Annotated in this window: 19 protein-coding genes; 6 read left to right on the forward strand and 13 right to left on the reverse strand. The window is 63.6% G+C overall.

Annotated elements, in window-relative coordinates; translation table 11 throughout:
* Positions 1-119: 119 nt before the first annotated feature.
* Positions 120-2,012, forward strand: coding sequence for a bifunctional acetyl-CoA hydrolase/transferase family protein/GNAT family N-acetyltransferase (locus tag MHAR_RS04395; protein WP_048144359.1), 1,893 nt, complete (start codon positions 120-122; stop codon positions 2,010-2,012).
* A gap of 14 nt (positions 2,013-2,026) precedes the next feature.
* Here MHAR_RS04395 and MHAR_RS04400 read toward each other — a convergent pair whose 3' ends face one another.
* The 4 genes from MHAR_RS04400 to fpoO all read right to left on the reverse strand — a co-directional run bounded on the left by MHAR_RS04400 (position 2,027) and on the right by fpoO (position 4,521).
* Positions 2,027-3,151: an acetoin utilization protein AcuC gene (locus tag MHAR_RS04400; RefSeq protein ID WP_014586408.1), complete on the reverse strand. Its 1,125-nt coding sequence runs from the start codon at positions 3,149-3,151 to the stop codon at positions 2,027-2,029.
* 185 nt (positions 3,152-3,336) lie between these two features.
* A complete protein-coding gene (locus tag MHAR_RS04405) occupies positions 3,337-3,915 on the reverse strand; it encodes a hypothetical protein (RefSeq protein ID WP_014586409.1) in 579 nt (192 codons plus the stop codon).
* Complete coding sequence (locus tag MHAR_RS04410; protein ID WP_014586410.1) at positions 3,915-4,256, reverse strand: OB-fold nucleic acid binding domain-containing protein; 342 nt, start codon at positions 4,254-4,256, stop codon at positions 3,915-3,917. Before MHAR_RS04410 ends, MHAR_RS04405 begins: the two co-directional genes overlap by 1 nt.
* Positions 4,257-4,344: 88 nt before the next feature.
* Positions 4,345-4,521, reverse strand: coding sequence for a F420H2 dehydrogenase subunit FpoO (fpoO, locus tag MHAR_RS04415; protein ID WP_014586411.1), 177 nt, complete (start codon positions 4,519-4,521; stop codon positions 4,345-4,347).
* 145 nt (positions 4,522-4,666) lie between these two features.
* Here fpoO and MHAR_RS04420 point away from each other — a divergent pair, with 145 nt between their 5' ends.
* From MHAR_RS04420 to MHAR_RS04430, 3 genes are read left to right on the forward strand one after another with little or no spacing between them, the layout of a single operon-like run.
* Positions 4,667-5,440 (forward strand): SAM hydrolase/SAM-dependent halogenase family protein, encoded by a 774-nt coding sequence (locus MHAR_RS04420; RefSeq protein ID WP_014586412.1) that lies wholly within the window; start codon positions 4,667-4,669, stop codon positions 5,438-5,440.
* Positions 5,441-5,478: 38 nt separating this feature from the next.
* A complete protein-coding gene (gene mer / locus MHAR_RS04425) occupies positions 5,479-6,387 on the forward strand; it encodes a 5,10-methylenetetrahydromethanopterin reductase (RefSeq protein ID WP_048144830.1) in 909 nt (302 codons plus the stop codon).
* Entirely contained in the window at positions 6,384-6,899 is a 516-nt protein-coding gene (locus MHAR_RS04430; protein ID WP_014586414.1) for a nicotinamide-nucleotide adenylyltransferase, read from the forward strand. The genes mer and MHAR_RS04430 overlap by 4 nt, the downstream gene beginning before the upstream one ends.
* Before the next feature lie 59 nt (positions 6,900-6,958).
* On the opposite strand, the gene MHAR_RS04435 is transcribed toward MHAR_RS04430, so the two are convergent.
* The 6 genes from MHAR_RS04435 to MHAR_RS04460 all read right to left on the reverse strand — a co-directional run bounded on the left by MHAR_RS04435 (position 6,959) and on the right by MHAR_RS04460 (position 12,356).
* Positions 6,959-8,350 (reverse strand): tetratricopeptide repeat protein, encoded by a 1,392-nt coding sequence (locus MHAR_RS04435; RefSeq protein WP_014586415.1) that lies wholly within the window; start codon positions 8,348-8,350, stop codon positions 6,959-6,961.
* A 99-nt stretch (positions 8,351-8,449) separates the two neighbouring features.
* A complete protein-coding gene (locus tag MHAR_RS04440) occupies positions 8,450-8,917 on the reverse strand; it encodes a phosphopantetheine adenylyltransferase (protein ID WP_014586416.1) in 468 nt (155 codons plus the stop codon).
* A 40-nt stretch (positions 8,918-8,957) separates the two neighbouring features.
* Entirely contained in the window at positions 8,958-9,437 is a 480-nt protein-coding gene (locus MHAR_RS04445) for an adenylyltransferase/cytidyltransferase family protein (RefSeq protein ID WP_048144360.1), read from the reverse strand.
* Positions 9,409-9,813: a Mov34/MPN/PAD-1 family protein gene (locus MHAR_RS04450; protein WP_048144832.1), complete on the reverse strand. Its 405-nt coding sequence runs from the start codon at positions 9,811-9,813 to the stop codon at positions 9,409-9,411. The genes MHAR_RS04445 and MHAR_RS04450 overlap by 29 nt, the downstream gene beginning before the upstream one ends.
* 75 nt (positions 9,814-9,888) lie before the next feature.
* Positions 9,889-10,860 (reverse strand): biotin--[acetyl-CoA-carboxylase] ligase, encoded by a 972-nt coding sequence (locus tag MHAR_RS13270; RefSeq protein ID WP_014586419.1) that lies wholly within the window; start codon positions 10,858-10,860, stop codon positions 9,889-9,891.
* Between the two features lie 8 nt (positions 10,861-10,868).
* On the reverse strand, positions 10,869-12,356 hold the full coding sequence (locus MHAR_RS04460; RefSeq protein ID WP_014586420.1) for an acetyl-CoA carboxylase biotin carboxylase subunit: 1,488 nt from the start codon (positions 12,354-12,356) through the stop codon (positions 10,869-10,871).
* Positions 12,357-12,443: 87 nt separating this feature from the next.
* Between MHAR_RS04460 and MHAR_RS04465 the strand changes: the two genes are divergently transcribed.
* A complete protein-coding gene (locus MHAR_RS04465) occupies positions 12,444-12,872 on the forward strand; it encodes a pyridoxamine 5'-phosphate oxidase family protein (RefSeq protein ID WP_014586421.1) in 429 nt (142 codons plus the stop codon).
* Between the two features lie 92 nt (positions 12,873-12,964).
* Complete coding sequence (locus MHAR_RS04470; RefSeq protein ID WP_014586422.1) at positions 12,965-14,494, forward strand: replication factor C large subunit; 1,530 nt, start codon at positions 12,965-12,967, stop codon at positions 14,492-14,494.
* Positions 14,495-14,586: 92 nt separating this feature from the next.
* Here the strand turns inward: MHAR_RS04470 and MHAR_RS04475 are convergent, their stop codons facing one another.
* The 3 genes from MHAR_RS04475 to MHAR_RS04485 all read right to left on the reverse strand — a co-directional run bounded on the left by MHAR_RS04475 (position 14,587) and on the right by MHAR_RS04485 (position 18,599).
* The gene (locus MHAR_RS04475) at positions 14,587-15,738 is read right to left on the reverse strand and encodes a hypothetical protein (RefSeq protein WP_048144361.1); all 1,152 of its coding nucleotides are present in this window, start codon (positions 15,736-15,738) and stop codon (positions 14,587-14,589) included.
* Positions 15,739-16,022: 284 nt separating this feature from the next.
* Positions 16,023-16,946: a CAP domain-containing protein gene (locus MHAR_RS12410; RefSeq protein WP_052300983.1), complete on the reverse strand. Its 924-nt coding sequence runs from the start codon at positions 16,944-16,946 to the stop codon at positions 16,023-16,025.
* Positions 16,947-17,408: 462 nt separating this feature from the next.
* On the reverse strand, positions 17,409-18,599 hold the full coding sequence (locus MHAR_RS04485) for a methionine adenosyltransferase (protein ID WP_014586425.1): 1,191 nt from the start codon (positions 18,597-18,599) through the stop codon (positions 17,409-17,411).
* Positions 18,600-18,710 lie beyond the last annotated feature (111 nt).

Below are 18,710 nucleotides of genomic sequence, written 5' to 3' on the forward strand. Positions count from 1 at the left end.
GGACCGGACCCTTCCTCGGAGAGGGCTCCGGCGGAGGCGAGGGTCATCCCGCCGGGAAAAGGGCTCGGCTTGGGGTTCCGCTCCCCTGGCCTGATCCGCCGCTCTTGGGGTATTGAAGGATGGGATCATTGGTCCGCGTCGACGGGGATAGGTGGAAGAGGCGGTTTCCCGAGAAGTTCGTCCCGATGGAGGAGATATTCGGGGTCCTCCGGTCCGGGGCCAGGATCTTCGTCGGGACGGCCTGCGGAGAGCCCCAGGCCCTGGTCCGGGGGCTTTTGGACCACCTCCGGGCCTCCTCGACGGAGCTCTTCGACCTAGAGATTCTATCGATATACGGCCTCGGATCGGCCCCCTATGCCGAGGAGGGGTTGAAAGAGAGCCTCCGGATCAACTCTTTCGCCATCGGAGAGGCGGCGAGGGATTCCGTCAACGACGGCTCGGCGGACTACACCCCTGTTTTCCTCTCCGCCGTCCCGGACCTGATCCGCCAGGAGGTGATCCCCATCGACCTCGCCCTCGTCCAGACCTCCCTCCCCGACAAAGCCGGGAACGTCAGCCTCGGGATCAGCGTCGACGCCGTCCTGGCCGCCGTGGAGGGGTCGAAGATCGTGGCAGCCCAGGCGAACCCCCGGATGCCCTACGTCCTCGGCGACGGGATCGTAAGCCTCCGGGACCTCGACTACGTCGTCGTTCACGACGAGCCCCTCCTCGAGCACCATTGGCCCCTCCCGGAGGGGGTGGTGAAGAGGATAGGTGAGAACGTCGCCCGGATCGTCGAGGACGGGGCCACCCTCCAGGTGGGCTTCGGGGGGCTGCCCGATGCCGTCCTCTCTCATCTATCGGAGAAGAGGCACCTGGGGCTCCACAGCGACCTCTTCACCGATGGGGCGGCGGAGCTATTGAGGTCGGGGGCGATCGACAACAGCAGAAAGAGCATCGACCCCGGCGTGGCCGTCGCCTCTTTCGCCGTCGGGAGGAGGGAGACCTATGACCTCCTCGATAAAAATCCCGCCGTCCTCTTCAGGCCCATCGACCGGACGGCGAGCCTTGCCGTCATCGCGAGCATGAGGAATTTGACGGCGATAAACACCGCTCTCGAGATCGACCTCACCGGCCAGGCCACCGCCGAGTCCCTGGGGGGGAGGTTTTATTCTGGCGTCGGCGCCGAGGCGGAGTTCATGCGGGGGGCGGCCCTCGCCCCCGGAGGAAGGTCGATCCTCGCCCTCCCCTCCCTCTCCCCCGACGGCAGGGCGAGCCGGATCGTCCCCCGCCTCGCCCCGGGGGCGAGCGCCACCTTCCACCGGGGAGACGTCCAGTACGTGGTGACCGAGTACGGCATCGCCAACCTCCGGGGAAGGAGCGTGAGGGAGAGGGCGATGAGCCTGATCGGCATATCCCATCCGATGTTCAGGCCCCGGCTTATGGAAGCGGCCCGGGAGCTCTCCCTCGTCTATCGGGACCAGATATATCGCTCCTCCGACTACCCCGAGGATCTGGAGGCGTGGAAGGTGACGAGGTCGGGGCTTTGGATCTTCCTCAGGCCCGTCAAGATCAGCGATGAGCCTCTAGTCAAGGAGTTCTTCTACTCCCTATCCGATAAGACCCTTTATCGGAGGTTCGCCTCGGCGAGGAGGGAGATGCACCACTCCCGGATCCAGGATTTCGTGGCGGTGGACTACTCCAGGGATATGGTGATCCTCGCCCTCCTCCTCCGGGGAGAGAGGGAGGTAGTCATCGGCATAGGCCAGTACAGCAGGGGCGGTAGGGGGGAGCTCGCTGAGCTGGCGGTGGTGGTCAGAGACGACTACCAGCGCCGGGGGGTGGGGACGCTCCTCCACACCTACTTGACGGATATCGCCAAGAGGAGGGGCCTAGTCGGGTTCACCGCTGAGGTGCTGGAGGATAACCTCCCGGCTCTGAAGCTGATAAAGAAGATGGGCTTTGAGAGGGTGGCGGTGGACGGCGGGGCCGAGGAGATGAGGATCGTCTTCGATGGGGCGGGAGGTCGATGATGCCGGCCGGCGGGTCAGAGGAGGCCGGGGTGGATCTTCGAGTGGACCCTCGTCAGCTCCTCCAGGGTCTCGGCGAGCTCGGCGGAGACCCTCTTCTGGGTCTCTATGCCGGGGCTCACCTCCAGGTCCGGATAGGAGAGGGGGACGTAGCCGACGACGTTGGAAAAGAGCTCCACCCAGTAGGGCGGGAGATACTCGGGGACCGGCTCGCCCCTCATAATGGCCAGGGCAGAGGTCCAGGCGGTCGGGACCACCGCCAGGTTGTACCCCCCGCCGCCGAGGGCCAGAAGTCTCCCTTTCGCGTACCTATTGGTAAGATCGACGATCCGGCGGACGGCGGCGACGTACCCCCGGAGGGTGACGTTGAGGCTCGTCAGGGGGTCGGAGTAGTGGGTGTCCACCCCCAGCTGGGCCACCACCGCCTCCGGCCGGAACCAGTCGAAGAGCTTGGGTCCCACCTCCTCGAAGGCCAGAAGGAAGTCCCGGTCGCCGGCGTTCATCGGCATTGGGACGTTGACGGAGTAGCCGAGCCCCGGCCCCGCCCCCGCCTCGTCGACGAAGCCCGTCCCAGGAAATAGGTATTTGCCGGACTCGTGGATCGAGAAGGTCAGAACCTCCGGGTCCTCGTAGAAGATCTGCTGGACCCCGTCGCCGTGATGGGCGTCGATGTCGATGTAGAGGACCCGGGAGAACCTCCTCTTCAGGACCGAGATGGCGAGGGCGGCGTCGTTGAAGACGCAGAAGCCCGCAGCCTGGGTGGGGAAGGCGTGATGGAGGCCGCCGGCGAGGTTGAAGGCGGCGCAGTCCTCCTCCAGGATCTTCTTTGCCGCCTCGATGCTCCCGCCTGCCATGGAGCATGACGCCTCGAAGATCCCGGGAAATACGGGGGTATCGTCGCTCCCGAGGCCGAAGGCCAGGTCCGGCGCCTCTTCCCTCACCGCCTCGAGGTACTCCAGGGTGTGGACGAGGGATAGCTCCTCCTCGGTGGCGGGTTCCGGCCTCAATACCCGAGTCCTCTCGTCGATCAGCCCCGAATCCTCGATCAGCTTATGGGCAAGGCTCACCCTGATGGGGCTCAGGGGGTGCTCCGGGCCGAAGTCGTATCTTTGGAACTGGTCGGTGTAATAAAGGTATATCATGAAGACCCTCTCCCGCGGCGAAGCACCGCCTCGGCAGCGGCTTATTCAACGCAAAGGATCTGATCGATCATCAATTTTTCCCCTGAGGATCGTTCCCTCCTCATTTATGGGAGTTTGTCGATGTAATCGGAGGCTCAAAAACCAAGGAGATAGTCTGTTATGATCCGATCTCGACCATTTTGAGATCATCTCCCCTTCGCAAGCCTCCTGATCATATCCCGCCCCGTCCCCCGCCCCAGGGGCTGGTCGAGGAGATAGTCGAGGAACTCGAAGACGATCGGAGAGATGAAGACGTAAAACTCCCGGGTGAAGGCGAGGGCGTCCTCGACGCTTCTGAAGTGGCGGACCTCGATCATCTGACCCGAGGCGGTCTTCTCCGGCCGGACGATCTGGTCGGCGACGAAGGCTGAGGCGCCGCAGGAGGCCCGGGCGGGCTGGAGGGCGTCGATGTTGATGGGAACGCCGCGATAGTGGCGGTATACGTCGAATATGAGCCGCTCGCGGCTGGGGCTCTCCTCCTCGGAGACCTCCAGGACGACCTCGCCATCGAGGGCCTCCGGCCGGGGGACGATCGCCGCCTCCACGACGAAGGGATACTCCTCCTCGAGGCCGAGAGAGGTGGTGAGGTCCACCGCCTCAAAGACGATCCCAAGACCCACCCTCGATCCGTCCTCCAGCTCGCACTGCCAGCCGTCATCTTCAGCGTAGAGGGTCCTTTTGTCGAGAGAGAGGAGATGGACGGAGCCGTCGGCTATCAGCGTCATCAGAGGACCTCCACGTCCGCGGCCCCCTGGACCGCGATCTCCCGGCGTCCCTCATACCAGGCGATCTCCCCCTTCGCCCGGATGCGGTCTCCTCTGGCGATCCTTCCTGCCAAGAGATCGGCGCCGGAGTCCTGGCTCACGAATATCGGCATCTGGGAGGAGTAGAGCCTGATTATGAGGTGGCCGCCTTCGGTCCTCTGGACCGAGGCTGCCGTCCCCTCGGCGACGATGGCCACCTTCTCGGGGGCGGGATCGAAGTCCCCGAGCCCCCAGGAGGCGGCGGCGAGGGATCCGAGGGCCATCAATAGCAGCACCACCACCACCTTCTCCTCCTTCTGCATCAGGTCACCCCGCCTTCGGCCCGAGGCTAGCGGCCCCAGGATAGACGGCGGAAAAAAAGGATAATGCCGTCGTGGAGCCTTCAGGGCCTTACTTCTTCGCCTCTTTCTTCTCGCCGAAGTGCTGCTGATAGGCCGCCTCGCAGGAGGCGAGGCAGTCCTGACAGAGCCCCTTGTACGCCCCTTCGGGGTTTGCGAGGGTATGCACCTGAACTTTCACCGGCACCAGGGTTGGCTTAGCAAGTCCACAAAGTTCACAATCTGCCATGTTACAACATCTCCCGGGGTCCCCCATAAACCTTTCTCCCTGTTGAACTTTTCCATCAGCCTGGAGGCGTGCAAGCCGCACCGTTGGGGATCTACCTCTCGGGGAAGGGAGAACGCCTTAAACGGGTAGGGGCAAGAGGGGGACCATGAGCGGCTATCCAAAGAGACCGATCATCACCCTCCTCTCGGACTTCGGGTCTCTCTATCCGGCGGAGATGAAGGGGGCGATCCTCTCCCGGATTGGGGACGCGATCCTCGTCGACATCGCCCACGACGTGCCGCCCCAGGACGTTCGGGCCGGGGCCTTCGCCCTGATGGCCGCCGCCGGGCACTTTCCCAAGGGAACGGTCCACCTCGCCGTCGTCGACCCCGGCGTCGGCACCGACCGGCTCGGGATCGTCGTGGCGAGCGGAGGCCACCTATTCGTCGGCCCCGACAACGGCCTGCTCATCCCCGCGGCGAAATCCGCGGGGGAGCCTGCGGCCTGGATGATCGGGCCCTCTTTCTTCGAGGGGGCGGCCCCCACCTTCGCCGGCCGGGACGTCTTCGCCCCGGCGGCGGCGGTCCTCGCCTCGGGCGGAGACCCCGGGTCCTTCGGACCGGCGGTGGATCCGGCGGGCCTCGACTTCGGGAGGGCCCGGATCCTGGATGAGGGGATCGAGGCGGAGGTGATCTACGTCGACGGATTCGGAAACGTCGTCCTCAACTCGGCCGCGATCCCCTGGGACCGGGTCGAGCTGATGGGGAGACGCCTCCGCCGGGCGAGGACGTACGCCGAGGCGGGGGCCGACGAACCCCTTATAACCCTTGGGTCCCATGGGTTTGCAGAAATTGCGGTCAACGGGGGGAGCGCAAAGGATCTATTCGGCCTCGCCCCCGGCGACCGGATACTCTTGGAGAGAGGAGATTGTTCGGAATAGAGTTCGTCCCAAATGAGCCCGCCCTGAAGGTGGGCTACATGGCAAAGCTGGCGGAAGATGCGGGCTTCGACACCATCTGGATCACCGATCACTACAACAACCGAGACGTCTACTCGACCCTCGCGATCCTCGCCCTCGCCACGAGCAGGGTCAGGCTCGGCACCGGGGTCACCAACCCCTACACCAGGAACGTCGCCGTCACCGCCTCCAGCATCGCCTCCATCAACGAGATCTCCGGCGGGAGGGCGATCCTGGGGATCGGCCCCGGGGACAAGGCCACCTTCGACGCCATGGGGATCGCCTGGGAGAAGCCCCTCTCCGCCGTCAGGGATTCGGTGGCGGCGCTGCGGGAGCTCCTCGCGAAGAAGAGGGTGGAGGGGCACGGGATGGCGGGAGCCCAGCTCGCCTTCTCCGCCGGAAAGATCCCGATATACATCGGGGCCCAGGGGCCGAAGATGCTGGAGATGGCGGGGATGATCGCCGACGGGGTCCTGGTGAACGCGAGCCACCCCGACGACTTCAAGTATGCCGTCCCCCTGGTGAGGCAGGGGGCGGAGAAGGCGGGGCGGGACCCCAAAGAGGTGGAGATCTCCGCCTACACCAGCTTCAGCGCTGACAAAAACCCCGATAAGGCGGCGAACGAGGCGAAGATCGTCGTCGCCTTCATCGTCGCCGGCTCCCCCGAGACGGTCCTCTCCCGCCACGGCATAGAGGCTGAGGAGGCGGCGGCCGTCTCCCGGGCCATCGCCAAAGGCGACTTCGGCTCGGCCCTAGCCGCCGTCACCAGCACCATGATAGACGTCTTCTCCGTATCGGGAACCCCCGTCGAGTGCAGGGCGCGGGTCGACGAGCTCCTGGCGACGGGGGTGACCCAGATCGTCGTCGGATCGCCGATAGGGCCGAACAAGGAGAGGTCGATAAAGCTGATCGGAAAAGAGATCCTATGAATAGAGGCCTGTACATCGGACGGTTTCAGCCCTACCACCTCGGCCACCAGGCCGTCCTCCAGAAGATCGTCGAGGAGGTGGACGAGGTCGTAGTCGGCCTCGGGTCTGCCCAGGCAAGCCACACAACCGAGAACCCCTTCACCGCCGGGGAGAGGATCAGCATGATCTGGCCCGCCCTCCGGGGGCTGGACGCGACCTGTTACGTCATACCCCTGGTGGACATGGAGAGGAACGCCGTCTGGGTCGCTCACGTCGAGGCGATGACCCCGAAGTTCGACGTCGTCTACTCCAACAACCCCCTCGTCGTCCAGCTCTTCGTCGAGGCGGGGATGGAGGTGAGAAGGCCGCCGATGTACAGGAGGGAGGTCTACTCTGGGACCGCCATCCGGAGGATGATCCTCGCCGGAGACGAGGGGTGGAGGAGGCTCGTACCCCCCTCCGTCGCCTCGGCGATCGAGGAGATCGGGGGGATCGATCGGCTGAAGAACGTCAGCCGGTCCGACCAGGATTAGGCCCTGCTCCAGCCCCCAGATCACGCCAACAGGATCTACTTTTAACGATTTATACGGCCCTATGGGCCGGGACCGACCTCCGGGTCCGGCCCCTCCAGGACCGCGCCCGCCATGGCTGCCGATTCGTTCGCCTCGGGGAGGCCCTCCTGGAGATCCGGTCCGGTTTCGGGTCCGTCCGAGCTGTCGGGATTGATATCGGAATCGATATCGAAATCGGCCTTGGTGAGGTTTCCGGCCGAAGCCAGCCCCACCTCCAGCGCCCTCTCGTAGCATTCGATCGCCTCTTGGTGTCTCCCCAGGGCGCTGAGGGCGATCCCCTTGTTGTTCCATGCCTCCGAAAGCTCTGGGTCGAGCTCCAGAGCCCGATCGTAGGAGGAGATCGCCTCCTGGTACCGGCCGAGGGCGCTGAAGGCGACCCCCTGGTTGTACCACGCCTGGGAGTAGGCGGGGTCGATCTCGAGGGCCCGCTGGTAGGACTGGAGCGCCTCCTCCTGCCTTCCCAGGGATCCCAGGGCGATCCCCCGGTTGTTCCACGCCTGGGCGTAACCCGGATCGAGCTTCAAAGCCTCATCGTAGCTGGCCGCCGCCTGCTCTTGCCTTCCGAGGAGGCCGAGGGCGACCCCCCGGTTGTACCAGGCCGGGGGGTAGCTCGGATCGACCTTCAGGACGGCGTCGTAGCATTCGACCGCCTCCTCCTGCCGTCCGAGAAGTCCGAGGGCGATCCCCTTGTTGTATAGGGCCATGACGTGGGAGGGCTCGATCTTCAGGGCCTCCTCGTAACAGTCGAGGGCCTCCTGGTGGCGTCCCAAAGTCCCGAGGGCGATCCCCTTGTTGTTCCAGGCGGTGGCGTAGAGGGGGTCGATCTTGAGGGCCTCATCGTAACCCTCGATGGACCTTTCGTACTCGCCCGCGGCGAAGAGGGACCTCCCCAGGTTGTTCCAGGCCTCCCGGCTCCGGGGGTCGATCTCGAGGGCCCTCTCATAGCACTCGATGGAGCGGTTGTAATCTCCCCGGCTGTAGAAGACACCGCCCTGGTTGCTCCAGGCGAGGGCGTAGGCCGGATCGACCTCCAGGGCCCTATCGTAGGATTCGAGGGCCTCGTCTCCCCTCCCCAGGGCCTCCAAAACCACCCCCCGGTTGTTCCAGGCGGGGGCGTAGTCGGGGTCTATCTCCAGGGAGCGATTGTAGCAGGCCAGGGCCTCTTCGTTTCTTCCCAGGGCGCTGAGGGCGATCCCCTTGTTGTTCCAGGCGAGGGCGTACTCCGGGTCGAGCTCGAGGGCGTTGTCGTAGGAAGCGACGGCTTCCTCGTATCTTCCCAGCTCCGAGAGAGCGACGCCCTTGTTGTACCAGGCCAGAGGATATAGCGGATTCTCCTCCGCATACCCCTCCCCCACGGCAGGCACAATGCAGACCAAAAATAGCGCGAAGAGCGCGAAGAGGCGAAGCTTCATGCTTCGCCCTTTTATTGTGTGAGTTGATATGGATTACGGTCCCGGGCGACCGATCGGCCCTCCTGCCGTCTCCGGAGAGGGCCATCCCAGCGGATCAAACTAGACGAGCATCCTGCCGTGGGAGTCGATCTCTCCGCCGCAGATCCGGGTCGAGGAGATCCGGACGTCGTCCTCGGCCAGCTGGTAGTCGATCATCACGATCTTGAGGGGTGAAAGGCCGTTCTCCCTTCTGATCTCGTTGATGTTGCAGGCCATAGGCTCCGTCTCCGGGGAGACGACGATGAAGTCGTAATCCTCCTCGATCGCCGAGCCGTAGAAGGTGTGGAGCATCTCGATCTCGAAGTCCTCCCTCCCCAGGTTCTCCTTCAGGGCAGCCCTCAGGTTCCGGACCCTCGTATCGAAGTTACGGACCGGCCTCGTCCTCTGACTCTTGGCCATCCCGTCGGAGGTGAGGGCGATCACCACCTCCCCGTCCTCCTCCGCCACCTCGAAGGCCTTCCTCAAAAGGGCGATATGGCCGTCGTGGATGGGGTCGAAGGTGCCGCCAACTGCGACTTTTGGGGCCATATGGTCGGCAAAGAGGGACGGTCGGTATAAGTAACTGGCGCTATGGTGTGATCCGGGTCCCCTCCGACCCCGGGGTCGGTGAAAGGCGGTCCTCCAGGACCTTGGCGACGATCTTCCGGGAGCTGCAGAGGGGGCAGGGGTCGTGCTCCTCCAGCCTCACCACCCGGGCCCCGATCCCCCGGGTGGCCAGCTCCTCCTGGAGGAGGAGGGCGTCGAAGTGCTGGTCGTAGCCCAGGGTGATGACGTCGGGCCTCAGCTCCTCGATCGGCTGGAACATATCCCTCTCGCTCCCCAGGACCGCCCTCTCCACCATCTTCAGGGCCGATACCATCAGGAGCCTCTGCTCCTGGGGGATGATCGGCCTCGGCTTGTGCTGGACGTTGGCGTCTCGGGCCACGATCACCACCAGCTCGTCGCCCAGGGCCTTCGACTGCTCCAGGTACATCAGATGCCCCGGATGGAGGAGGTCGAAGGTCCCGGTGGCGAGAACCCTAATCAAACCAGCCCTCCTCGTCCTCATCGATCTCCACGTCCAGGACGGGGAGGTCCCGGGGAGCGCCCGTCCTGTCATAACAGATCCAGCTGTCCATGTCGAAGGGCATCCCCGCGATGATGTGATAGTCGCCGGTCTTGGAGAAGAAGATCAGGTCCGCCTGGGAGGGGCGGATGTCGGGGGAGGGGTGGCTGTGGACGGAGCCCGCTATCCTCATGTTGGGGAGCATGTAAAGCCGGATGAGGGCGCTCTTGCTCGACGCCTCCGTCCCCGGGAGCATGATCACCTCGGTGATGACGCCGTCTTCGGCCCGGAGGAGCCCCGCAAACTCCACCGGGAGGGTAGATCGGGACGCCTCCAGGATGAAGTAGAGCGTCTCCCTGGCTATCCCCTCCACCTCCATCTTCCTCTTCATCTCCGGACACCCCCCCATCTCAAAAATATCCCCGTACAAATAACCTCCGCCGAGAAGAGGTACCTAGATCCGTTCCCCAGCGGGCCTGAGGTGGACGCAGTCCCCGGCGATGACCCTCTCCAGAAGGCCCCCGTCCCTCCTCACCGCGAGAGACCCGTCCGCCTCCAGGGCCTCTGCCAGCCCCTCGAACTCGCCGTCCCGGGCCAGGATCCTCACCCTCCGCCCCAGGGTTTCGGACCGGATCGACCACTCCTCCTGGAGCCGGCCGGAGGAGGCCTCCATCTCCTGGGATGCCCCCTCCAGCTCCTCCAGGACCCTCCGGACGAGCTCCGCCCTCAGGACCTTCCTCCCGATCTCCGAGGATATCGATGTGGCCTTCCACCCCCCGGCAAGGTCGCCGGGGTCGAGGTTGGCGTTGATCCCGATCCCGACGACGGCGTAATCCAGCCTGTCCATATCCGCCCCGATCTCCGTCAGGATCCCGGAGACCTTCCTCCCCCCCACCATCAGGTCGTTGGGCCACTTGATCTTCACCTCGAGGCCGTAGAGCCCTTCCAGGGCCCTGGCGACGGCGACGGCGGCGGCGATGTTCACCCTGAAGGCCTGGGCCGGAGGTATCTGGGGCTTGAGGATGATGCTCATCCAGACCCCGCCCCGGGGGGAGTGCCAGGATCTATCCATCCTGCCCCTCCCGGCGGTCTGGACCTCGGCGATGACGACGGTCCCCTCCTCGGAGGCGGCGAACCTCTTCGCCTCGGCGTTGGTGGAGGGAAGGGCCTCGGAGGCGATGATCCTCCTCCCCAAGAGCTCCGTCCTTAGGCCTTCTCGGATCAGATCCTCGGTGAGGAGGTCCGGGAGGGCCGAGAGCCTGTAGCCCCTCTTTGAGGCCTCGATCTCGTACCCCTCGGCCCGGAGGGAGGCGACGGCCTTCCAGACGGCTGCCCGGCTGATCCCCAGGGAAGCTGCCAGCTCCTGGCCGCTGATCCAGGACCCGAGGCCTCCGATCAGGCCCCTCTTCACCTCCTCCCTCGTCACGGCGGGACCTACTCCTCGGAGCCGGGATTTTCTCGCTGGGACATGTAGGCCCCGACGGCTGCGGATATGGCCGCCACCTTCCGGGTGTCGGCGCCGAGGGCCGAGGCGAGGGAGAGCTCCTTCTCCCGCTCCGCCTCCGTCACCTTCTTCACCTCCTCCATGATCGCCTCTTCCTTGAGGAAGTTGGTGTTGATGTCGCCCCGCCTGAACCTCTCGTGCCGGAGGACCGCCAGGTGGAAGTTTATGTTCGTCTTGACGCCGGTGACGATGTACTCGTAGAGGGCCCGCTCCATCCTCGCTATCGCCTCGTTCCTGTCCCTCCCCATGGCCACCACCTTCGATATCATCGAGTCGTAGTAGGGCGGGATCAGGAACCCGGCATAAACCCCGCTGTCGACCCTTATCCCGGGGCCGCCGGGGCTCCGATACCTCTTGATCCTCCCCGGGGATGGGGCGAAGTCGTTGAGGGGGTCCTCGGCGTTGACCCGGCACTCGATCGCCCAGCCGCGGATCTCGATCTCGTCCTGGGAGTAGGCTAGGGGCTCTCCGGCGGCGATCCGGATCTGCTCCTTCGCCAGGTCGACGCTCGTCACCATCTCGGTGATGGGGTGCTCGACCTGGAGCCTGGTGTTCATCTCCAGGAAGTAGTACTCTCCCTTCGAGTACATGAACTCGACAGTGCCCGCGGACCGGTAGTCTATCGCCTCCGCCGCCCGGACGGCGATCGATCCCATCTCCTCCCGGAGCTCCGGGGTCATGATCGGCGAGGGCGACTCCTCGATCAGCTTCTGGTGGCGCCTCTGGATCGAGCACTCCCGGTCGGAGACGTAGATCGTCTTTCCCTTGGAGTCGGCGAGGATCTGAAACTCGATGTGCCTCGGCTCAGTGAGGTACTTCTCGATGTAGACGGTCTCGTCGCTGAAGGCGGACCTGGCGATCGACCGGGCCGAGTCGAGGGCGGGGGCGAGGTCCTTCTCCTCCCATACGATCTTCATGCCGATACCGCCGCCTCCGGCCGCCGGCTTCAGCATCACCGGGTAGCCGATCGCCTCCACTAGGTCCATCGCCTCAGCCGGGTTGCTGATACCCCCCTCGCTCCCCGGGACTATCGGCACGCCGGCGCTCTTCATGATGTCTCTCGCGGCGATCTTGCTCCCCATCCTGTCGATGGAGCTGCTCGTCGGCCCGATGAAGACGACCCCCTTCTCCTCGCAGGCCCGGGCGAACTTCGGGTTCTCTGAGAGGAAGCCGTAGCCAGGATGGATCGCCTCCGCCCCGGTCTCCTCCGCCGCCTCGAGGATCCTGTCGATCCGGAGGTAGCTCTGGGAGGCTGGGGAGGGGCCGACGAAGACCGCTTCGTCGGCGTACTTGGCGAAGAGGGCGTTCCTGTCGGCCTCGGAGTAGACCGCGACGGTGGATATGCCGAGCTCGCGGCAAGCTCTCATGATCCTTATGGCGATCTCGCCGCGGTTGGCGATCAGAATCTTCTGGAACATCGCCCCTGCTTTGGCGGACCGAGGCTAAAAACCTTTGGCGACCCGGAAAGGAGAAGTTAATAACCTTTCAACCCGAGAGGGGGGGGCATGAAGCCGAGGGAGATGTCCAGAGACGAGTGCGAGGAGCTCCTCGCCAAATCCAGGTTCGGGAGGATCGGCCTCTCGACGGGGGATCGGCCTTACGTCCTCCCCATGTCTTACGTCTACGCCGGAGGCGTCATCCTCCTCCATTCGGGCCTTGCAGGAAAGAAGCTCGATATGGCGAGGGAGAACCCTTTTGTCTCCTTCGAGGTCGACTCCGTCGAGGGGGGGAGGTGGAGGAGCGTCATCGCCTCCGGGAGGGTCCGCCTATCCTCCGACGCGGGGGCGAAGGAGAGGCTCTTTGATCTCTTCACCAGGGGGGAGATGGGGGGCCACGCCGGTAAGGCCTTCCGCCGGGAGGATATGGTGAAGATGCCGATGGTGATCTGGGAGATCGAGATCGAGGAGCTCGCCGGCCGCGAGGGCGTCTGGTGAGGGGAAGGCCGGCTTCGGGCTGAAGAGAGGAGAGGAAGGACCGAAGGAAGGATCGAGGGAAGGATCGAGGGAGAAGGACGGGCAACTATCGCATGACCGCCATCAAGTGGACGGAGAAGTACAGGCCGAGGAGGCTGAAGGAGGTCCTCGGGAACGGGAAGGCCGTCTCGGAGCTGGAGGCGTGGGCCCGCTCCTGGGAGAGGGGGATCCCCGAGAAGAGGGCCGTCGTCCTCTACGGCCCCGCCGGGGTGGGGAAGACCTCCGCCGCCCTCGCCCTCGCCGAGGAGATGGGCTGGGACCAGATCGAGATGAACGCCAGCGACAGCAGGACCGCCGCCGCCATCTCGAAGGTGGCGGGCGCCGCCGCGAGGATGATGACCTTCTCAGGAAAAAAAAGGCTCGTCATCCTCGACGAGGCCGACAACCTCTACGGCTCTGCTGACAGAGGCGGCTCCGCCGCGATGCTGCGGCTCGTAAAAGAGGCCGACCAGCCGGTGGTCCTGATCGCCAACGACTACTACGGCCTCTCCAAGCCCCTCCGGGAGGGGACCCTGGGGATCCAGTTCCGGAGGATCACCAAGAGCACCGTCCTCTCGGCGCTCCGGGAGATATGCCGGGCGGAGGGGGCGGCCTGTACTCCGGAGCTGGTCGAGGAGATCGCCGATATGGCGAACGGCGACCTCCGGAGCGGCATAAACGACCTCCAGGCCGCCCTGGAGGGGGCGAGGGAGGTCGGCGAGGTGGCGACGGCGGTCCGGGACGCCAAGGCCTCGATCTTCGACGGGGTCGCCAAGATCCTGAGGGGCTCGAGCCTCGGGGAGGCCGTCCAGATCGCGTGGTCCCTCGACGAGAGCCCCGAGGACCTGGTCCACTGGATCGACGAGAACCTTCCCCTCGTCTACAAGCCCGCAGACCTTGCCGCCGGATACGAGAGGCTATCTCGGGCCGACGTCTTCCTCGGCCGGGTCCGGCGGCGCCAGAACTACGGCCTGTGGCGGTACGCCTCCTTCATGATGACCGGCGGGGTCCAGGCCGCCCGGACGGAGAAGAAGGGGGGCTACATACCCTTCCGGCCGCCGAGCTACTGGCGGAGGATGGGCCAGACGAAGGGGGCGAGGCAGGTCCGGGAGTCGGCGGCAAAGAAGATCGGCCGACACTGCCACATCAGCTCCCGGATGGCCAAGGGGGAGATGATGGGGCTCTTCGCCCTCCTCCTCAAAGATCCGGATACGGGGCCGAAGGTGGCGGCCCTTCTCGACTTCACCGTCGAGGAGATCGCCCTCCTCCTGGGGACGAAGCCGACGACCAAGAAGGTATCCAAGCTCTACGATGCGGCCCGGGAGCTTCTCGAAGAGGAGAGGGTCTCGGAGATAGAGATCGCCTGGGGCGGAACTAAAAAGCCGGAGCAGACCGAAAAGAGGGAGCGGCCTCGAAGGGCGGATAAGACCAAATCTGATGCCGTCGGCGAAGGGGAATCCGGGGCGGGCTCGGAGGAGAGCGATCGAGAGGATGAGAAGGCTGAGCCGGTTGAGGAGGCCGAATTTGGGGGGCCCTCCGACCAAGGCGCCGAGCCGATGGAGCCGGAGAAGGACGACCGCCAGAGGTCCCTCTTCGACTTCTGAGGGGCAAGAACGCGGTGGAGACCTTCTTCTGCCACACCTCCTGGGTCGAAAGGCGTCAGTGGGGGGCAGATATGCCGACCCTGAGCTTCTTATCACCCTTCCTCGGGCGCGATCTCGTACCTCCAGCACCCATTTCTCTCAACGCAAACCACCGCCCTCGTGGGAGGGCCAGGGCTGATGGCCATGTCAGTAAATCTGAGATCCTCCGGGGCGTCGGGCCTTCCATAGCTTTCCCAGCTCAGCCCTCCATCGCTGCTCGACAGCAACCCCACCCGGTCCATCAGGACGTAGACGGTTGAATCTGCCGGATCGATCTCTATCGCCTGGAATGTTGGTAGGGAGTAACTGGCCCTTGGCAGCCGGTCGGTCAGGTCGACCCAGGTCGCACCGCCATCGACGCTCCTGAAGAACTCTCCTTTGTCCGAACCTGCATAGATCGTCTGCGAATCCGTCGGGTCCGCGGCCAGGGCGGTAATCCGGTAATCCAAAATGCCCCTGTTGGCCGAAGTCCAGGAATCTCCACCGTCGACGGTCTTATAGACGCCGTGCCCCTGACCAACCCATCCGCCGGTGCCGGCGTAGATCACCCTCGAGTTCAGGGGATCGATGGCCAGAGATATGACATACGCTCCTATCCTCTCATCGTCGCTCTTCGGAAGGCCACCATCGCAAGCTTGCCAACTCATCCCGCCGTTTGTGCTTCTGATCAGGCCTCCTGCAGAGAAGACGCCATAAAGAACCATATCGTTATCAGGAGCCGAATACAACCTGCTTCTCAGGCTGCCAAATACGCCACAGTTGCCGACTTTTCTCCAGCTGTTCGCCCCATCTTCGCTGGCGAAGATGTCACCACGAACCCCAACGTCGGCATGAAGTATATCGGAGTTGCCATGGTGAACAGCTAAGGCAGAGACGTCTTCGGTTGGCAGCCCCGATGATGCCAGGTTCCAGGTGAGACCTGCGTCCTCGCTCTTATAGACGCCTGAGCCCGATCCAGAAAGGCCTGCGCCCGCATAGATCACCTCCGGATCGTTGGGGTCTCTCGCGAAGTCGTTAACCTGGCGGGGGAGGTCGACGATCCTCTGCCAGCCCTCGGGAAGTTGAGACCCGTCAAGAGATGGGTTATTTATATTTTCGTTTGAATATTCATTAGGTGAGCCCGTTTGGAGCAGAACTAACAGAATCGCAGATATCGTTATCAAACTAAACCTCAATTCAATCGCCTCAAATAATCTAAGATCCAATCTTATTAAAATAGTTTTTGTACCTTCGATCGTATGAGTTTCTTCAATCCTGTGAATTTCGCTGGAAGTTTGAGCGTGTCCGAAAAGAGATCCCCTTCTTTAAATCTGTAGGCGTTGCGCCCCAAGGTGCTGTTGCTCGCGCCTCGCTTTGAGAAACACTGAAAAATGGGGGCTGGAGCAGAAGGCTCCCCTGGTGATTCGAGCCTCAATTCCGCTTAGAGCGTCTCCTGAGGCGGATATTGGTCTAGCCCCAGGAGACGATAAGCCGCCTTTTGTTCAATCGCCTAAACGATCGCAAACTCCGCGGTCAAGAAGCCGTCGAAGGCCTCGGGCGCAAAAAACTTCATCCTGTACCCGCCCCGGGAGGCGACGTTATCGGGATCGCCCCTCTGGCGCTGGTCCCACTGGATCGCCTTCGCCACGCCGCCGAACTCGATGACCGGCGTCTTGAACCGCCAATTATCGGGGCTTGTCCTGTAGTAGGATCTCCACTCGCCGTCCACATCCTTCTCGATCTCGTAGTAAGCCCCTACGAGGCTCGCGCTTCCAGGGGTCACTTTTCTCAGGACGAACTCGACGGTCTCGCCCGGCGCGTACTCCCCCTTCCTGGCCGCGAGGGTCAGGCCGGCGTATGCCGCCTCGGCCTCCGAGGTGTCGGTGACGGGGACGGGGCCCGCGGGGTCTGTGTCTGTGCCGAACCAGATCACGGCGTAGTCGCCGTCGATGGCCACCCCCATCGCCTGCCAGACCGTCCCGGCGAAGATGCCTTGCTGGAGGATGGTGTCGCTGTGGGCGGCGCTATTCTTCCACTCGCCCATGGCGGACGAGGGCGTCGCCCCCTGACCGCTCCAGTATGCGACCTCGTAGCCGTTGCCGGTGTAGCTCTCGGTGATCTCCCGGGGCTTGTTCCACATCGCCGATGCCTGGGCGCTTCCGGTGTAGCAGACCGCCGTCCAGTCGCCGAAGCTAGACCAGCTGTGGCGGTTGCATTCGCCCGTTCCATAGGTGGCAGTATCGGGATGGTGGGCGTTCAGGTCTGCGACGTGGGCTCGGGCGACTTTGGTCAGCGAGTTTGTGACCAGGACGGCCCCAAGGCCGCTCTCCTCCCGGTACTCGTTCACCAGGCGGGCCAGCTGCCACTCCTCCTCGGTCAGGGGGCTCTGCAGGTCTGATGCTTGGACGGTCGAGGATGCGAGTAAAAAAAACAACAAGGCCAGCAATATAAATCCGAAAGATTTACCTCGGGTCAATGATATCTCTCCTTCGCATAGGACTTGGATCATAATTGTGGAATTTCATCGCTATAAAGCTGGTGATACAATCTGAAAAAGAACGACCAGATTTGAGGTCGAATATTTCCATAGAACTTCTTCGAGCCGATCTGTTTTAGAGGAAGCTCGAGCATCTCCAGGATGAGCGAAGGCGGCACGGATCAGTCTTTCGACAAAGGGTCAGGCGGGACAGGGACGGACGCGGTATCGAGGCTCGCCCTCTCTCCCTCCTGCTGAACCTAGCCCTCATGGGGATCAATCTCCTCCTGCCGGAGATATCTGGAAGCCTCGGCCTCCGGGCCTGCGTCCTCAACTAGTCGGTCGTCTTCCCCGCCCTGGCGGGGACGACCTCCAGAAGTTCCTCTTCGGCTTCTGACGGGTTTTTATGAAGACCTCTCCTCAGAAAGTCTTCAGCTCCCCCTTCATCAGCTTCTCCTGGATCACCAGGATGTCGTCGAGCCACTGGTTTGCGATCTGTTCCGCCTCGGCCTGGACTTGGGAGTAGTTGGCCCCCTCCTTCACCGTGGTCTGGATGCTGAGCATGTGGGGCTCGTCGATGGGCTTACCTATCTGGGAGAGGATCCGGACGTAGACCTCGCCGACCTCGTCCACCTCGGATACAATTTTATTGGCGATCTGGGTGGAGAGGAGGTTGTAGATCTTCCCGACGTGCCTGATGGGGTTTTTCCCGCTCGTCGCCTCCATGCTCATGGGGCGGTTGAGGGTGATGAGGCCGTTGGCCCGGTTGCCCCGGCCGACGGAGCCGTCGTCCCCCATCTCCGCGGAGGTCCCCGAGACGGTGAGGTAGACGGATCCGGACTCGGGGTCGTCGGCGACGTTCAGCTGGACCTTGACCTTCCTTTGTGCACAGGAGCAGACGTTCTCCTCGATCTCCCGGACGATCACCTCTTTGGTCTCCATGTAGTCGGCGAGGTCGTCGAGGTGCCTTCCGACCATGGCGCAGGCGACGGTGATGTTTATGATGTCTCCGGACCTCATGGCCATCACCTTGACGTCCTCGCCGATGGCCGGGATCCTCTTCTTCAGGTCCATGAGGAACCGCTCGGTGTTGTAGACGACGGTCTCCGTCTCGGAGAAGGGGGCGTATCCGACGCCGAAGGAGGTGTCGTTGGCGCCGGGGACCTTCCTCTTGAAGACGTCCTGGAGGTCGGAGGAGCCGGTCCCGATCCTGCAGTCGAGGATGACGTGGTCGCTGACGTCGATGTTGCAGAGGACGCTTCTTATGTACTCCTTCGCCGTCCTCCTCGCGATGACGTCGACGGGGATCTCCTGCTCTTCGAAGAACCGCGTAGCCCTCCCGGAGAGGAGGACGTATATCGGCTGGATGATCTCGCCGCCGCCGAAGGCGGGGCAGGACCTGCCGGCGACGACCTGGGTCTCGTCGGTGTTGTGGTGGAGGACCGCGCCGACCCGACTCTTGTACTCGTGGCAGAGGGCGCGGCTGATCGACTCCGCCAGGCCGTCGGCGATGCTGTCGGGGTGGCCGATCCCCTTCCTCTCCACAAGCTCGATCATCTGCTCTTCGACTGGCTGCTGGCTCAGCTTCTCGACCTTGATATTTCTCGTCATGCCCCGTTCCTCAATTCGTCTCTGGAGGGGCTGAAAGGACCAATGGCATATTAAAACTTCGGACCTATCGGCCCCGCACCGTCGAAGAAGAGCAAAAGGAGAGCAAAAGGG

Source organism: Methanothrix harundinacea 6Ac, from assembly GCF_000235565.1.
GTDB classification, from domain to species: Archaea; Halobacteriota; Methanosarcinia; order Methanotrichales; family Methanotrichaceae; genus Methanocrinis; species Methanocrinis harundinaceus.

Coding starts and splice junctions, on each gene's coding strand:
- MHAR_RS04395 (WP_048144359.1), top strand. CDS start 120: ATGGGATCATTGGTCCGCGTCGACGGGGATAGGTGGAAGAGGCGGTTT.
- MHAR_RS04400 (WP_014586408.1), bottom strand. CDS start 3,151: ATGATATACCTTTATTACACCGACCAGTTCCAAAGATACGACTTCGGC.
- MHAR_RS04405 (WP_014586409.1), bottom strand. CDS start 3,915: ATGACGCTGATAGCCGACGGCTCCGTCCATCTCCTCTCTCTCGACAAA.
- MHAR_RS04410 (WP_014586410.1), bottom strand. CDS start 4,256: ATGCAGAAGGAGGAGAAGGTGGTGGTGGTGCTGCTATTGATGGCCCTC.
- fpoO (WP_014586411.1), bottom strand. CDS start 4,521: ATGGCAGATTGTGAACTTTGTGGACTTGCTAAGCCAACCCTGGTGCCG.
- MHAR_RS04420 (WP_014586412.1), top strand. CDS start 4,667: ATGAGCGGCTATCCAAAGAGACCGATCATCACCCTCCTCTCGGACTTC.
- mer (WP_048144830.1), top strand. CDS start 5,479: ATGGCAAAGCTGGCGGAAGATGCGGGCTTCGACACCATCTGGATCACC.
- MHAR_RS04430 (WP_014586414.1), top strand. CDS start 6,384: ATGAATAGAGGCCTGTACATCGGACGGTTTCAGCCCTACCACCTCGGC.
- MHAR_RS04435 (WP_014586415.1), bottom strand. CDS start 8,350: ATGAAGCTTCGCCTCTTCGCGCTCTTCGCGCTATTTTTGGTCTGCATT.
- MHAR_RS04440 (WP_014586416.1), bottom strand. CDS start 8,917: ATGGCCCCAAAAGTCGCAGTTGGCGGCACCTTCGACCCCATCCACGAC.
- MHAR_RS04445 (WP_048144360.1), bottom strand. CDS start 9,437: ATGAGGACGAGGAGGGCTGGTTTGATTAGGGTTCTCGCCACCGGGACC.
- MHAR_RS04450 (WP_048144832.1), bottom strand. CDS start 9,813: ATGGAGGTGGAGGGGATAGCCAGGGAGACGCTCTACTTCATCCTGGAG.
- MHAR_RS04460 (WP_014586420.1), bottom strand. CDS start 12,356: ATGTTCCAGAAGATTCTGATCGCCAACCGCGGCGAGATCGCCATAAGG.
- MHAR_RS04465 (WP_014586421.1), top strand. CDS start 12,444: ATGAAGCCGAGGGAGATGTCCAGAGACGAGTGCGAGGAGCTCCTCGCC.
- MHAR_RS04470 (WP_014586422.1), top strand. CDS start 12,965: ATGACCGCCATCAAGTGGACGGAGAAGTACAGGCCGAGGAGGCTGAAG.
- MHAR_RS04485 (WP_014586425.1), bottom strand. CDS start 18,599: ATGACGAGAAATATCAAGGTCGAGAAGCTGAGCCAGCAGCCAGTCGAA.